The organism is Mycobacterium sp. GA-1199 (genome assembly GCF_001500045.1).
Taxonomy (GTDB): Bacteria; Actinomycetota; Actinomycetes; order Mycobacteriales; family Mycobacteriaceae; genus Mycobacterium.
The window spans coordinates 1-14,028 of sequence record NZ_LQIX01000002.1 but is presented as its reverse complement, the minus strand read 5'-3'; the positions used below and the strand labels follow the sequence as shown (position 1 = coordinate 14,028).

The following is a 14,028-nucleotide window of genomic DNA, read 5'->3' as shown; positions in this document are numbered from 1 at the left end:
CCTCGCTCCGTCAGTGGCGTCACCGAACCAGAGTGGCGCCACCGTCCAAGCGGATCTGTTGTCCGGTCATGAACCGGGATTCGTCGGCGAGCAGGTAGAGGGCGGCATACGCCGATTCCCAGACGCTGGCGCGGCCCATCTTCAGCCTGACGACGTCGTTGTGTCTTTCGGTTGCTTCATCTGCGTCCAATCCGAACAGCGATTGCGAATCCCGATTGGCCAGCACAGAGTTGATGGGCCGCAACATCAATGTCTTGACCCGGATTCCGGCCTCGGCGAACTGGACGGCGGCCAGTTCGGTGATGTGGTTCAGACCGCATTTGCCCAATGCGTAGGGCATGATGCCGATGTTGAGGCCGAGTTCATTCTTCACGCTCGCGATCGACGAGATGTTGACGATGCTTCCGGCGGTGTCACCGGGGTTGCGCTCCATGCGTTGTGCCGCAAAGAGATTGCAGTAGTAGCAGCCGAGCATGTTCACGTTGATGCCGTAGTTGAAGTTCTCGACGGTCATCGAGTTCGAGTCGAAGTCGAACGGAGGATTGGTGGCCACGCTGTAGACCATGCCGTCCACGCGACCGCTGGTCGTCATCGCGGTGTCAAAGATGCGTTGGCAGTCGTCTGTGTCGACGCTGCGCGATCAGTTGATCGCGGCCGGGCACCGCACGTTCGGATTGCGTGCACCGCAATCGCGTGACACGTAGCCCGACGGTTGAGCCGCCGACGCGTCAGCGGAAGCGGATGTTCATGGTCGCCAGCCCGAAGATCTTCTTTCCGGCCGACTTCGCGGCCACCACGATGACGCCCGATCGGGTCGCGGGATCCAAGGACTTGATTCGGCCGCTGAACTCGATGTCGGCGCCCTCCTTGGCCGACACGATCGCGGGCGCGGAGAGCCGCACCGCATAACGCGTCACAGCGCCCGGGTCGCCCGACCATCCGGAAACGAATCCGGCGCCCAAACCCATCGTGAGCATGCCGTGGGCGATCACGTCGGGAAGTCCGGCCAGCTTGGCGATGTCTTCGTCCCAGTGGATCGGGTTGGCATCACCGGCGACGCCCGCGTAGTTGACCAGGTCGCCGCGGGACAACCGCGTGTGGTGCACCGGGAGCTCGTCGCCGACCGCCACGTCCTCAAAGGAGGGCGTCGCCGGTGTGCGGGTCAGCCCACCGTCGGCGATCCGGACATCGCCCTCGGGTCGAAGCGTCTTGTGGTATTCCGAATCCAGTGTGCCGATTCCGGAGAAGTCGACGTCGTGCATCATCGCGTTCTGCACGGCGGTTTTGACCTCCGGGTTGAGGTCTTCGGCGGTGACGCCGACGACGGTGGTGTGCAGGGTGTGTACCCGCTCGCCGGCCGGGTCGGTGAAGGTGTTGGTCACGGTGATCATGTCTCGGCCGGCGATCCTGCGTACGGACGTCAGTTCGACATCGACCTGGAGTTCGTCGCCGGCGACGATCGGGCGGTGCTGCTCGAAGACCTCTTCGGTTTGAAGATAGGTGTCGTAACCGACGACCACCTGCTCGAACATGCGGCGGTTGCAGGACATGCCAGGAGCTGAGGTAAATGTCAGCGGGGCCACGAGGCCTGAATATCCCAGCTCGGCTGCGGCTTCGACGTCCCAGTGTGCGGGGTGGTAGTCCTGCACCGCGCGGGCGTATTCGCGAACCTTCTCGCGACCGACCAGGTAGCTGCCGTCCATCTGGTACCAGTGGCCGACCCGCGCTTCGATCGCCGACGTCTCTGGTGCTGCGGTCATACGTCTGCTCAACTTTTCTGCCGACTGGTTCGAAGGGCCGACCACAGCACAGTAGCGGGTGGTCACCTTCCGCTTCGCGACAGCCGTGGTGACGCTTGTGGGGTCAGGCCAGATGCAGGAAAAGTTTCTCGAGCTCGGCTTCGGTCAACGGTTGATGTCCGTTCGCGGCATTTCCGGTCAGGCATTCCCGCAAGCCGGTTGCCACGATCTTGAACCCGGCCTTCTCCAGGGCCCGTGTCACAGCGGTCAACTGGGTCACCACGTCCTGGCAAGTTCTGCCCTGTTCGATCATCGCGATCACCCCGGCCAGTTGCCCGTGGGCTCTGCGCAGCCTGTTGAGCACGGCGGTGAAAGAATCTCCGTCGGCGACTGCGCCGCAGCGGGTTTGGGCAAGCGCAGGGGCCTCGCCGGTGTTGATCACGCGACTGCCGTGCTGGAGGGGGCAGCGGCGGTGAGCCGCCGCAGCGGACATAGCGCGTATCGCGTGCAAGCCAGTGTCATGCCGCCGGCGATCGCGGTGAGCACTGCGGCCGCGATTCCGACGCCCGGGTGGATCTCCTGGGACAGGATGACCGACGACATCGCGAGCACGAACCAGCCGAAGGCCTTCCGCAGCGCCTCGGGGTTGACCATCGCGGTCAGTCGGGCTCCGATGAGGGCGCCGACCACGGCCGCGGCCGTCACCGACAGCGCCACCGCCCAGTCGATCTGAACGCTGGACAGGTAGCCGCCCAGCCCCGCGAACGACTTCATCGCGATCACGATGAGCGAGGTGCCGACGGCCACGGGCATCGGCAACCCACCGAGCAGCGCAAGCGCGGGCACTACGAGGAAGCCGCCCCCGGCCCCGACCAGACCGGTGACCAAACCCACCACCAGGCCCTCCGCGATGATCTTCGGGATCGGGAGATGCTGGCTGGTGCCGGTGGTCTCGACCTTCTTGCGTCCGCGCAGCATGGCGACGGCGGTGGCGACCATCATGACGGCGAAGCCGACGAGCAGGATCGTGCCGGGAATGAAGCGGGCCAGCACTCCGCCCGCATACGCCCCGGCCATGCCCGCGGCGCCGAAAATCAGGCCGGTGCGCCACTGCACCCGACCGGCCCGCGCGTGCGAGATCGCACCGATGGCACTGGTGACGCCGACCACCAGAAGCGAGGTGGCGATGGCCTGCTTGGCGTCCATCCCGGCCACGTACGCCAGCAGCGGAACGGTCAGGATCGAACCTCCGCCACCCAGCAACCCGAGCGCGATGCCGACGAAGACGGCCAACCCGACGGTGAGCGCGATCATGTCCATGGTCTGCTAGCCCACTTTCCTGACTGCGGGAGTCTGGTCGACAAGCTGGGACACGATGCTCTGGGCGTCGCAGGTGGCTCCGCGGTTGTAGGGCAGCTTCGACAGCATCATGCCCATCGCGCACGTGTTGGACAGAGCCGCAAACGTCAGGCCCCCGCCGATGGCACCCGCCACCCACTTGAGTTTGGGCACCGCAATGCTGCCCAGGATGCTGGAGAGCACGATGCCGCCTGCGACCAGACGGACCTGTCGCTCAAGGTCCCACCGTTGCGCGCCGCGGTTGACCGCGAATCCCTTGGCCTCCCAGGCGGTAATGCCGCCTGCGAGGATGTGCACGTTGGTCAGCCCTGCGTTGCGCAGCGTCTCCTCGGCCTGAGCGGCGCGCTGACCTGAGCGGCAAACCAGGACGACGTCCTCGTCGAGGTGCTGGGCGATCTCGTCGCGGTGCTCCCGTAACAGGGCCAACGGCACGTTGTAGGCGCCGGCGATGTGGGCCGTCTCGAACTCGCCCGGGGTCCGCACATCGAGCACCCGCGGCGGTGTGGGCGAGCTGAGCAGGGCTTCGAGGTTCTGGCAATCGATCGTGGCGGGTGCGGTCATGTCTACGTCCTTTCGAGGGGGTACGGCTCTTGCATCAAATACCGGAGGGGGTATATTGAGCACCATGTTACACATGCCCCTGGGGGTACATGCAAGAGGGAACATCCGAGGGCCTAAAGCCTCTTGACATACCCATAGGGGTATCTGCACCGTAGGTACCACAGAGCCTTCCGAAACCGAACGAAAGGGCCGCCGCCATGAAATTCATCCAGTACTACCTGGACTGCCTGTCCCATGCGTCGTATCTGATCGCCGACGAAACCACCGGCCGCGCAGTGGTTGTCGATCCGCAGCGCGACGTCTCTGAGTACCTGTCCGATGCCAAGGATCTCGGCTTCGCCATCGAACTCGTCATCGAGACCCACTTTCATGCCGACTTCCTGTCCGGCCACCTGGAACTGGCAAAGGCCTCGGGCGCGAAGATCGTGTACTCGTCGGTTGCCGAGACCGAGTTCGAGTCGATGGGCGTTGCCGACGGCGAGCGGTACTCACTGGGCGACGTGACGCTGGAGTTCCGGCACACGCCGGGCCACACCCCGGAGTCGATGAGCATCGTGGTCTACGAGCACGCCGACGACGACGTGCCCTACGGCGTGCTGACCGGTGACGCCCTGTTCATCGGCGACGTCGGTAGGCCCGACCTGCTCGCCTCGATCGGGTTCACCCGCGAGGAATTGGCGGAGAAGCTCTATGACTCATTGCACAACAAGCTGATGACCCTGCCCGACGCCACCCGGGTGTACCCGGCGCACGGAGCAGGCTCGGCCTGCGGCAAGAACCTCTCGACCGACCTGTGGTCGACCATGGGCGACCAGAAGGAGACGAACTACGCGCTTCGTGCTCCTGACAAGGCGTCCTTCATGTCGCTGGTCACCGAAGGGCAGCCGCCGGCACCGAGCTACTTCGTCTACGACGCGATCCTCAACCGTAAGGATCGTGAACTGTTGGACGAGACCAAGATGCCGACGGCGATGACCTACGAGCAGGTTCGCGACGCGATGAAGTCGGGCGCGATCCTGATCGACGGGCGCGGGCCCGAGGAGTTCGCGCTGGGTCACCTGCGCGGCGCAGTCAACATCGGGTTGGCGGGTCGCTACGCGGAATTCGCCGGATCGGTGGTTCCCACCGACGTCGACATCGTGCTGTTCACCGAGCCCGGCCACGAGCTGGAAGGCAAGAACCGGCTCGCCCGCATCGGTTTCGACCGGGTGATCGGCTACGTCGACCGACCGTTTGAGGTGATGCTGGCACACCAGGATGACGTCCAGATGGCGTCCCGGTTGACGGCCAAGGCTTTCGACCAACGCGCCGCGGAGCTGGCCGACCTGCAGATCGTCGACGTGCGCAATCCGGGTGAGGTCGCGGCGGGGACGATTCCGAACGCCCACACCATCCCGGTTGGTCAGCTGCCCACTCGGCTGGACGAGCTGGATCCGGTCAAGCCGACGGTCGTCTACTGCGCCGGTGGCTACCGGTCGTCGGTCGCCGCAAGCCTGTTGCGGCAGAACGGTTTCGGTGATGTCAGCGATATCCTGGGCGGCTACAACGCCTGGGAAGAGTCCCGTCAGAACGCCTGAGTGGAGGAAAGATCATGACCACCGGCAAGCACCGGATCGTCATCGTCGGCGGCGGTACCGCAGGCATCTCGGTCGCCGCCCGACTGCTGCGCAACGGACGCTCCGACGTCACGGTCATCGAACCGTCCGATACGCACTACTACCAACCGCTGTGGACGCTCGTCGGGGGCGGCCAGGCGACGGCGTCGGCGACCGCACGACCCGAAGCCTCGGTAATGCCCAAGGGCGCGACGTGGATCAAGAACGCCGCGGTCTCGGTCGACCCGGAGAACAACACGGTCACGTGCGCCGACGGAGCGGTCTACGAGTACGGCGTCCTCGTGGTCTGCCCCGGCATCCAGCTGGACTGGAACCGCACCGAGGGGCTGGAGGACGCACTCGGCAAGGACGGAGTGTCGTCGAACTATCGGTTCGACCTGGCTCCGCGTACATGGGAATTCATCCGCAACCTTCGTTCGGGCAGTGCGGTTTTCGCCATGCCGTCCGGCCCCATCAAGTGCGCCGGAGCGCCTCAGAAGATCGCCTACCTGGCGAGCGACTATTGGCGAAAGCAGGGTGTTCTTTCCGACATCGACGTGCACCTGGTGGTGCCCACACCGCGACTGTTCGGTATCCCGGCGATCGCCGACAACCTGGACGCGATCGCTGCCGACTACGGGATCACGGTGCACACCAACGCCGAGGTGACGTCCATCGACGCGACGGCACACAAGGCGGGTGTCACCCACGTTGGGGACGGCGGGTCGAACACCATGCTGCCCTATGACGTGCTGCATGCGGTGCCCCGCCAGTCTGCGCCCGATTGGATCAAGTCGAGTCCGCTGTCGACCGGTGACGCAAACGGATACGTCGAGATCGACAAGCACACCATGCAGCACGTGCGCTATCCCAACGTGTTCAGCCTCGGCGACGCCGGTTCCTCACCGAACTCGAAAACCGGTGCGGCGATCCGTAAACAGGCTCCGGTGGTGGTCGACAACATCGAGTCATACCTGGCGGGCCGGCCCCTGGCCGCCTCCTATAACGGCTACGGGTCGTGTCCGATCGTGACGTCCTCGCACGCGATGCTGTTGGCGGAGTTCGACTACGACCTGAACCTGACCCCGTCGTTGCCGCTGCTCGACCCGACCAAGCCCCACCGCAGCTATTGGTACCTCAAGAAGTACGGGTTGCCGTTCATGTACTGGAACATGATGCTGAAGGGTCTGGCGTAGCAATTCGCCTGCCCCACAGGGAAACACGGAAAGGAGAAATCATGGCAACGAAGAGCCTGACCTATGACGACTTCGAGTCCACCGTCGTGGACAATCCGATCGTGCTGGTCGATTTCTGGGCATCGTGGTGCGGTCCGTGCCGCGCCTTCGCCCCGATATTCGAGCGCTCCTCGGAGTCGCATCCAGACGTCGTGCACGCCAAAGTCGACACACAGCATGAGCTCGACTTGGCAACCGCGCTCGAGATCACCTCGATTCCGACCGTGATGACCTTCCGGGACGGCGTGCTCGTCTACCGGCAGGCCGGCGCAATGCATCCGGCGGCGTTGGAGGATCTCATCACCAGGGTGAAAGCACTCGACATGGCCGAGGTCCATGCCAAGATCGCCGCTAGGAAGGCGGGGTAGACCGGTTCTCCGGCCCGAATTGGCGGCCTTTGTGTCGAACCATTAATTTCCTTGACGTGAAGCCCTCACTGGCTCGTGTAGCCGCGCGACTGACCGCGCCCGTCCTGACCGTGGCGGTCGTCGCCTCCGCCGGGCTTTTGGCCGACCCGCTGCCCGCGGGCCCGGGTCCGACGATCCGGCTGACGAGCGAGGGCAATCCACTCGCCGGCAAGCCCTTCTACGTCAACCCCACGTCGAAAGCCATGCGCGCGGCTCAGGCGGCGGACCCACTCAGCCCCGAACTGACGACGGTCGCCAACACCCCGCAGGCCTACTGGCTGGTGCCGGGCTCGTCGGCATCGACGGTGGCCAAGTACGCAGGCGACGCGCAGGCGACCGGCGCCCTGCCGGTGTTCGCGATCTACGGCATCCCGCACCGCGACTGCGGGAGTTTCGCCGCGGGCGGGCACGGTTCGGGTGAGGCATACCGTCAGTGGATCGACGGGATCGCCGCCGACATCGGCCCGGTGCCCGCGGCGGTCGTCCTCGAACCCGACGCCCTGGCCATGGCCGACTGCCTGTCGGGAGACCAACGCCAGGAACGTTTCGACCTGATCAGCTACGCCGTCGACTCGCTCACCCGCAATCCGACGACCGCGGTGTACGTCGATGCCGGTCACTTGCACTGGCACAGCCCCGAGGAGATGGCGTCGCGGCTCAATCAGGCCGGTGTCCAGCGTGCGCGGGGTTTCAGCCTCAACGTCGCGAACTTCTTCACCACCGAAGACGAAATCGGCTACGGCGAGGCGATATCGGGCCTGACGAACGGTAAGAACTACGTGATCGACACGTCCCGCAACGGCAACGGGCCCGCGGAAGGCGATCTCGCGTGGTGCAACCCCAGCGGCCGGGCACTTGGCGTCCCGCCCACCACGGCCACGGCGGGACCGCACGCCGACGCCTACCTGTGGGTGAAGCGGCCGGGCGAGTCCGACGGGACCTGCGGCAAGGGCGATCCGCCCGCCGGTGACTTCGTCAACCAGTACGTCATCGACCTGGCGCGCAACGCCGGTCAGTGAGCTCCGCGTATCAGGCGACCGGGCGGACGGCGGGGGCGCCGCCGTCGACGGTCAGGATCGCTCCGTTGACGTAGCTGGCGGCCGGGGAGGCGGCGAAGGCCACAACGCTGGCGACCTCTTCGGGACCGGCCGTGCGCCCCAACGCCGTTGTGCGGCCTAGTCCGTCGACGATCTCGACGCCGAGGTCGGCCGAGCCGTCGGTGCGCGTCGGGCCGGGGGAGACGGCGTTGACACGCACACCGTGGCCACCGAACTCGTCGGCCCAGAGCTTGGTGAACAGATCGAGTCCCGCCTTGCTGGCGCCGTAGATGCCGGCGCCCGCCGCCGGTCGGGTCGCGGCCGTCGTGGTCACGTTGACCACCGCGCCGCCGCCACGCTCGATCATTCCCGGCACCAGCTTCTGAACGAGCAGATACGGCGCACGCAGGTTGGTGTCGAAGTGGTCGTCGAAGTCGGCGTCGGTGGTCTCGAACGTGGTGGCGAAGCGGTAGATGCCCGCGTTGTTCACCAGGATGTCGACGTCACCCGCTTCGTCGGCGAGCCACCGCACGTCATCGGCATCTGAGAGGTCGGCAGCAACGAAACGGGCGGTGCCGCCGGCGTTTTCGATGTCCTGCACGGTTTTCGCGCCGCGCTCGGCGTCACGGCCGTGTACGACGACCTGCGCGCCCTCGGCGGCGAGTTGGGCGGCGATGGCGTAGCCGATTCCAGCGGTTGCGCCTGTGACGAGGGCGGTCTTGCCCGCGAGTGTGTCTGTCATGGAGGCCTGCAACCCCGTGACCATCCGAATATTCCCGCGTACCCGAGCACTCCGTTCGGCACGTTTGAGCTGCCGCGTCGGAGGAAATGGAGTGATCATGCCCACGCCACGAAGTGTGTTCGCGTGCGCGTCGACGCTGGTGTTCGGCGTCGTCGCCCTCTCGGGGTGCGCCGCGCTCGAGAACAAGGAGACCAACAGCACGTCGACGGCCGCGACGACCGGCACGCGGACGCCACTGGCGGCACCGCGCACGGAGGCGAAAACCCCGGCACCGAATCCGCCGCCGTCGATCGAGCGGAAGCCGCCGATCGGGGACGTCTCACTCGGCATCGACGACCGCGGCGACCTCGGGGAGATCATCGTCGACAGCACCGGCCGCACGCTGTACGTCTTCTCCGAGGACAGTCCGAACGAACCGACGTGCTACGGCGAGTGCGCCTACACTTGGCTGCCTCTGCTGGCCGACGCGGATCCGGCTGGCGGCATCGGCATCGACGTGGCGGCGGCCAAGATCGTGCCGCGTCGCGACGAGGGCGAACAGGTGACGTACCGCGGCCACCCCCTCTACCGATATGCCGGCGATCAGACCGACAGGGACGCCCACGGGCAGGGTCTGGACATGTTCGGCGGCGAATGGCATGCGCTGACCAAGTTCGGTGAACCGCTGGCCTGAGGAATAGCCGCGTCGCGCGCCGGCGTTGGCATCCGCATCGACGAAAGCGAGGGCGGCATGGACTTCGGGATCTCAACCTTCGTCAATGACGACACGATCGACACCCTGACCTTGGCCCGTGCGATCGAGGAGCGCGGCTTCAACGCGCTGGCGGTTGCCGAGCACACCCACATCCCGGCGAGCAGGGAATCGCCGTACCCGATGGGTGGCGACCTGCCCAAGATCTACTACCGGACGCTGGATCCGTTCGTGACGCTGGCCGCGGCCGCGGCGGTGACCTCCACGATCGAGCTGATCACCGGTATCGCGCTTCTCATCCAGCGCGATCCGATCATCACCGCCAAGGAGGCCGCCAGCATCGACCTGATCTCGGGTGGCCGCTTCGTGTTCGGTGTGGGCGCGGGGTGGAACATCGAGGAGTTGCGCCACCACGGCACCGACCCCAAGACCCGCGGGGCGTTGCTGGACGAACGTATCGAGGCCATCAAAGCGTTGTGGACCGATGAGCCCGCCGAGTATCACGGACGTTTCGTCGACTTCGAATCCTCGTTCCTGCGGCCGAAGCCGGTGCAGAAACCCCACCCGCCGATCGTCGTCGGCGGTGACTCCGACGCCACGGTCAAGCGGGTGATCCGCCATGGCGCCGGCTGGATCTCCAACCCACTACCGGTCGAGAGGCTGGTCAAACGAATCGAGCAGATGCGGGAGGGTGCGGGTCACGACGTGCCGTTGACGACGTTCGGCACGCCTGCGGATCCGGATTACTGGCGTGCTCTCGAGGATCTCGGCTACCGGCAGGCCAACCTGCTGCTGCCCACCAAATCGCGCGACGAGTCGCTGCGGATTCTCGACGACTACGCCGCCAAGATCGCCGAGTACCGCGGTTAGTCGCTCAAGCCGGTACCGCTGTTCGTCGACGCGCGTCGAGTTTCTATCGTGACAGCCATGAGCAATGACGCTGATGCCGATCGGGTCGCCGAACTGGCGCGTGGGGTCGTCGCCGACCACGACCCGAAGAGCGTGCCGATCCCCGAATTTCTCGGTGCCTGCTACGACGCCGGTCTGACCTGGGTGCACTTCCCCGAAGGCCTCGGTGGGCTCGGGGTGTCCCGCGGTCTGCAGGCCGTTGCCGACCGCATCTTGCAGGGTGCGGGCGGCCCCGTACCCCTCGGTCTGAACCCGATGGGCTACGGCATGGCAGCGCCGACGATCCGCGAACACGCCCAGACCGAGGACGTCAGACGAAAGTGGTTGCGCCCGTTGGCAACCACAGACGACCTGTGGTGCCAGTTGTTCTCCGAGCCGGGCGCCGGCTCCGACCTCGCCGGTCTGGCCACGTCGGCTGTGCGCGACGGAGACGACTGGGTCATCAACGGCCAGAAGGTGTGGACCAGCCTGGCGCACCGAGCCCGCTGGGGGTTGCTGCTCGCGCGCACCAATCCCGATGTGCCCAAGCACAAGGGCCTGACGTACTTCGTCATCGACATGCACGGCGACGGCGTCGAAACGCGACCGCTGCGCCAGATGACGGGTCAGGCGGAGTTCAACGAGGTCTACTTCAGCGACGCCCGCATCCCGGACAAGCACCGCCTCGGCGAGGTCGACAACGGCTGGGCCGTCGCGATGACGACGCTGATGAACGAACGCACCGCACTCGGCGGCAGCGGCAGCAGGCGCGGCGCCGGCACCATCGCCGACGCGACCGGACTGTGGGCGTCGCGGCCCGAGCGCCATACCCCGGTGCTGCGCGACCGCCTCACGCAGCTGTGGCTGCGCTCGGAGGCACAACGACTCACCTCCGAACGGTCACGCGCGGCCGCGACGGTCGGCGGACCCGGCCCGGAAGGATCGGTCGGCAAGTTGGTCGGGGCCGAGCTCAACCAGGACATCTACCAGTGGTGCATGGATTTCCTTGGGCCAGAGGGGATCCTGTACCACGGCTATCAGCAGGGCGCGGCGACCGGCGAACGGGACTGGCAGGGCCCCATCCAGCAGCGGTACCTGCGCAGCCGTGCGAACACCATCGAAGGCGGGACGTCTGAGGTGATGCGCAACATCCTCGGTGAACGCATCCTCGGGCTGCCCGGCGACCTGCGTGCCGATGCCGGCATGCCGTGGAAGGAGATTCCCCGTGGCTGAGTACAAGTTCACCGAGGAACAGAGTCAATTGCGCGATGCGGTGCGCAAGTTCAGCGCCGAGCACTTCTCGGAGGAGACCGTCCGCGGGTTGATGGAGTCCGACCCGCCGTTCGATCCCAAGGTGTGGGCACGGCTCGGCGGCGAGCTCGGCGTGCTGGGTCTGTCGGTGCCCGAGGCCGACGGCGGAGTCGGCGGAACGCTCGTCGATCAGGCCGTGGCCATCGAGGAGCTGGGGGCACGGTTGGCGTGTGGACCGCTGTTCGGCACGGTGTACCTGGCGATTCCGGCTCTGGTGGCCGCCCCATCCGGGCCGGTGCGCGACGAGCTGCTCGGTGACCTCGTGGAGGGTCGGCGCACCGCGGCCTTTGCCGTGGTGGACCGCGGCGGCGCGTTTGATCCCGACGCCGTCACGGTGACCGCTGCGGGAGATGCGTTGTCGGGCACGGTGAGTCAGGTGGTCGACGGCGGCATCGCCGACGTCCTGCTGGTCGCCGCGCGGAGCGACGACGGCGTCGTCCTGTATGCCGTTGACGGCACCGCCGACGGAGTGCAGCGCACGCCGCTGGCCACGCTCGATCTCACCCGCTCCGAGGCGAACGTGACGTTCACCGATGCGCCCGCCCGCGTGATCGCCGGGGCCGAGGAAGCCGCCCGGGTCATCGACCATGCGCTACAGGTCGGTGCGGCGCTTCTTGCGGTGGAGCAGGTGGGCGCCGCCCAGCATCTGCTGGACCTGTCGGTGGAGTACGCGAAGTCGCGACTGCAGTTCGGCAGGCCGATCGGATCGTTTCAGGCGGTCAAGCATCGGCTCGCGAACCTGCTCGTCGACGTCGAGCACGCGAGGTCGACTGCCTATCACGCGATCTGGGCGCTGGCGGACGGATCCGATGATCCGGCGCTGGCCACCAGCATCGCCCAGGCGGTCTGCTCGGGCGCCCTGAGCCACGTCGCCAACGACACCATCCAGGTGCACGGTGGCATCGGGTTCACCTGGGAACACCAGGCGCATCTGTATTACAAGCGCGCCGCGACGAACGCGGTTCTGCTGGGCAGCGCCGAACAACACCGGGACCGGGTCGCCGCGATGGTGCTCGACGGCGCGGAGGCGGAGCGGGTGCCGCGGGTGGCCGACGGGCTCACGGTCTGAGCCTGTCTGGTCGGCAACAGGGGTGACATAGCTCACGCGGTTGATAACGATTCGAAACCTGTTGCGTTGCAAGATGAGACACGAGGACCGAACAGCTCGGCTGTGAACACTATGTTCACAAGGTGCGCCGGCGAACCGCCCTCAAACTTCCGCTGTACCTTGCAGCCGCCGCGGCACTGACCAAGCTGCCCTCCGCCGCTGCGGCCGAGACGGGGCGATGGTCGGCTGACCGCGCCAACGCCTGGTATGGGGAGCAGGGTTGGCTGCTCGGCGCCAACTATGTCACCTCGAACGCGGTCAATCAGCTCGAGATGTTTCAGGCCGGCACCTTCGACCCGCGCCGCATCTCCGGCGAGCTGAGCGTGGCCAGGCGGATCGGGATGAACACGATGCGGGTGTTCCTGCACGACCAGCTGTGGGCGGCCGACCGGGCCGGATTCAGCCAGCGGCTGTCTCAGTTTGTCTCGATCGCAGCCAGTCACAACATCAAGCCGCTGTTCGTGCTGTTCGACTCGTGTTGGGATCCGTTGCCCAAGGCGGGGCCTCAGCGGGCTCCGATCAAGGGAGTGCACAACTCGGGCTGGGTCCAGAGTCCCGGTGCGCACCGACTGCAGGACCCGGCCTACACGCGCGTACTGCAGAGCTATGTCACCGGCGTGGTCGGACTCTTCCGCAACGATCCCCGGGTGCTGGGGTGGGACGTGTGGAACGAGCCCGACAACCCAGCGAAGGACTACCGCAAGGTCGAGCATCCCGACAAGCAGAAGCTGGTCACGGCGTTCCTGCCGCACGTGTTTCAGTGGGTGCGAGCGGTCAAGCCGATCCAACCGTTGACCAGCGGGGTATGGCAGGGCCATTGGCGAGACCCCGGCAGCCGCAGTGAGATCGCCAGCCTGCAGCTCGAGCTCTCGGACATCATCAGCTTCCACAGCTATGCCAAGCCGGCGGAGTTCGAGGACCGCATCGACGAGCTCACACCCCTGGGCCGGCCGATCCTGTGCACCGAGTATCTCGCCCGCAACCTCGGCAGCACCGTCGAGGGCATCCTGCCGATTGCCAAGCGGCGCAACGTCGGCGCCTACAACTGGGGATTCGTTGCCGGGCGGACGCAGACGTACCTTCCGTGGGACTCCTGGAATGAGCCCCACACGACGCTTCCGGACACGTGGTTCTCCGACCTGATCCACCCGGACGGGAACGCGCACGACAACGACGAGATCCGCTTCATCCAGAAGCTGGTCGGAGTGAGTACCTGACAGCGACTTATACTGTCCGCCAGAGTGTTTGGGGCCGCAAACCCTAGTTTGTGCTTGGTGGTGGTTGGGGTTCGTAGGGGTCGTACCATTTCCATTGGGCGCGTTCGCCGCGGGGTCCGGGGCAGGGTGGGACCGTTG

Annotated in this window: 14 protein-coding genes and 1 pseudogene; 9 read left to right on the top strand and 6 right to left on the bottom strand. The window is 66.2% G+C overall.

Annotation, left to right across the window (positions count from 1 at the left end):
• Positions 1–19: 19 nt before the first annotated feature.
• The 5 genes and pseudogenes from AU198_RS03180 to AU198_RS03160 form a co-directional block, all read right to left on the bottom strand.
• Positions 20–616, bottom strand: a pseudogene (locus AU198_RS03180) (SDR family NAD(P)-dependent oxidoreductase); the annotation flags it as partial.
• A 112-nt stretch (positions 617–728) separates the two neighbouring features.
• Positions 729–1,760, bottom strand: a complete 1,032-nt coding sequence (locus tag AU198_RS03175; RefSeq protein WP_064346054.1) for a fused (3R)-hydroxyacyl-ACP dehydratase subunits HadA/HadB — start codon at positions 1,758–1,760, stop codon at positions 729–731.
• Positions 1,761–1,863: 103 nt separating this feature from the next.
• Positions 1,864–2,103 carry a metal-sensitive transcriptional regulator gene (locus tag AU198_RS03170; RefSeq protein WP_231744560.1) on the bottom strand — a complete coding sequence of 80 codons (240 nt, stop codon included), beginning with the start codon at positions 2,101–2,103 and terminating at the stop codon, positions 1,864–1,866.
• A 74-nt stretch (positions 2,104–2,177) separates the two neighbouring features.
• A complete protein-coding gene (locus tag AU198_RS03165) occupies positions 2,178–3,053 on the bottom strand; it encodes a sulfite exporter TauE/SafE family protein (RefSeq protein ID WP_064346153.1) in 876 nt (291 codons plus the stop codon).
• A gap of 12 nt (positions 3,054–3,065) precedes the next feature.
• Positions 3,066–3,659 (bottom strand): rhodanese-like domain-containing protein, encoded by a 594-nt coding sequence (locus tag AU198_RS03160; protein WP_064346053.1) that lies wholly within the window; start codon positions 3,657–3,659, stop codon positions 3,066–3,068.
• Between the two features lie 197 nt (positions 3,660–3,856).
• Here AU198_RS03160 and AU198_RS03155 point away from each other — a divergent pair, with 197 nt between their 5' ends.
• From AU198_RS03155 to AU198_RS03140, 4 genes are read left to right on the top strand one after another with little or no spacing between them, the layout of a single operon-like run.
• On the top strand, positions 3,857–5,236 hold the full coding sequence (locus tag AU198_RS03155) for an MBL fold metallo-hydrolase (RefSeq protein ID WP_064346052.1): 1,380 nt from the start codon (positions 3,857–3,859) through the stop codon (positions 5,234–5,236).
• A gap of 14 nt (positions 5,237–5,250) precedes the next feature.
• A complete protein-coding gene (locus AU198_RS03150) occupies positions 5,251–6,450 on the top strand; it encodes an NAD(P)/FAD-dependent oxidoreductase (protein WP_064346051.1) in 1,200 nt (399 codons plus the stop codon).
• A 41-nt stretch (positions 6,451–6,491) separates the two neighbouring features.
• Positions 6,492–6,857 (top strand): thioredoxin, encoded by a 366-nt coding sequence (trxA, locus tag AU198_RS03145; protein WP_064346050.1) that lies wholly within the window; start codon positions 6,492–6,494, stop codon positions 6,855–6,857.
• Positions 6,858–6,886: 29 nt separating this feature from the next.
• Positions 6,887–7,915, top strand: a complete 1,029-nt coding sequence (locus AU198_RS03140) for a glycoside hydrolase family 6 protein (protein ID WP_502689262.1) — start codon at positions 6,887–6,889, stop codon at positions 7,913–7,915.
• Between the two features lie 10 nt (positions 7,916–7,925).
• Here AU198_RS03140 and AU198_RS03135 read toward each other — a convergent pair whose 3' ends face one another.
• Positions 7,926–8,675 (bottom strand): SDR family NAD(P)-dependent oxidoreductase, encoded by a 750-nt coding sequence (locus AU198_RS03135; RefSeq protein WP_064346152.1) that lies wholly within the window; start codon positions 8,673–8,675, stop codon positions 7,926–7,928.
• Between the two features lie 97 nt (positions 8,676–8,772).
• Between AU198_RS03135 and AU198_RS03130 the strand changes: the two genes are divergently transcribed.
• The 5 genes from AU198_RS03130 (at position 8,773) to AU198_RS03110 (ending at position 13,890) form a co-directional block, all read left to right on the top strand.
• The gene (locus AU198_RS03130) at positions 8,773–9,348 is read left to right on the top strand and encodes a COG4315 family predicted lipoprotein (protein ID WP_064346151.1); all 576 of its coding nucleotides are present in this window, start codon (positions 8,773–8,775) and stop codon (positions 9,346–9,348) included.
• Between the two features lie 57 nt (positions 9,349–9,405).
• On the top strand, positions 9,406–10,236 hold the full coding sequence (locus AU198_RS03125; RefSeq protein WP_064346048.1) for an LLM class F420-dependent oxidoreductase: 831 nt from the start codon (positions 9,406–9,408) through the stop codon (positions 10,234–10,236).
• 57 nt (positions 10,237–10,293) lie between these two features.
• A complete protein-coding gene (locus AU198_RS03120) occupies positions 10,294–11,487 on the top strand; it encodes an acyl-CoA dehydrogenase family protein (RefSeq protein WP_064346047.1) in 1,194 nt (397 codons plus the stop codon).
• Positions 11,480–12,634 carry an acyl-CoA dehydrogenase family protein gene (locus tag AU198_RS03115; RefSeq protein ID WP_064346046.1) on the top strand — a complete coding sequence of 385 codons (1,155 nt, stop codon included), beginning with the start codon at positions 11,480–11,482 and terminating at the stop codon, positions 12,632–12,634. The genes AU198_RS03120 and AU198_RS03115 overlap by 8 nt, the downstream gene beginning before the upstream one ends.
• A gap of 122 nt (positions 12,635–12,756) precedes the next feature.
• The gene (locus AU198_RS03110; protein ID WP_064346045.1) at positions 12,757–13,890 is read left to right on the top strand and encodes a glycoside hydrolase 5 family protein; all 1,134 of its coding nucleotides are present in this window, start codon (positions 12,757–12,759) and stop codon (positions 13,888–13,890) included.
• Positions 13,891–14,028 lie beyond the last annotated feature (138 nt).

Excerpts from the sequence above, each read along its gene's own strand:
- AU198_RS03175 (WP_064346054.1), bottom strand. The coding sequence starts at position 1,760 with ATGACCGCAGCACCAGAGACGTCGGCGATCGAAGCGCGGGTCGGCCAC.
- AU198_RS03165 (WP_064346153.1), bottom strand. The coding sequence starts at position 3,053 with ATGATCGCGCTCACCGTCGGGTTGGCCGTCTTCGTCGGCATCGCGCTC.
- AU198_RS03160 (WP_064346053.1), bottom strand. The coding sequence starts at position 3,659 with ATGACCGCACCCGCCACGATCGATTGCCAGAACCTCGAAGCCCTGCTC.
- AU198_RS03155 (WP_064346052.1), top strand. The coding sequence starts at position 3,857 with ATGAAATTCATCCAGTACTACCTGGACTGCCTGTCCCATGCGTCGTAT.
- AU198_RS03150 (WP_064346051.1), top strand. The coding sequence starts at position 5,251 with ATGACCACCGGCAAGCACCGGATCGTCATCGTCGGCGGCGGTACCGCA.
- trxA (WP_064346050.1), top strand. The coding sequence starts at position 6,492 with ATGGCAACGAAGAGCCTGACCTATGACGACTTCGAGTCCACCGTCGTG.
- AU198_RS03135 (WP_064346152.1), bottom strand. The coding sequence starts at position 8,675 with ATGACAGACACACTCGCGGGCAAGACCGCCCTCGTCACAGGCGCAACC.
- AU198_RS03130 (WP_064346151.1), top strand. The coding sequence starts at position 8,773 with ATGCCCACGCCACGAAGTGTGTTCGCGTGCGCGTCGACGCTGGTGTTC.
- AU198_RS03125 (WP_064346048.1), top strand. The coding sequence starts at position 9,406 with ATGGACTTCGGGATCTCAACCTTCGTCAATGACGACACGATCGACACC.
- AU198_RS03120 (WP_064346047.1), top strand. The coding sequence starts at position 10,294 with ATGAGCAATGACGCTGATGCCGATCGGGTCGCCGAACTGGCGCGTGGG.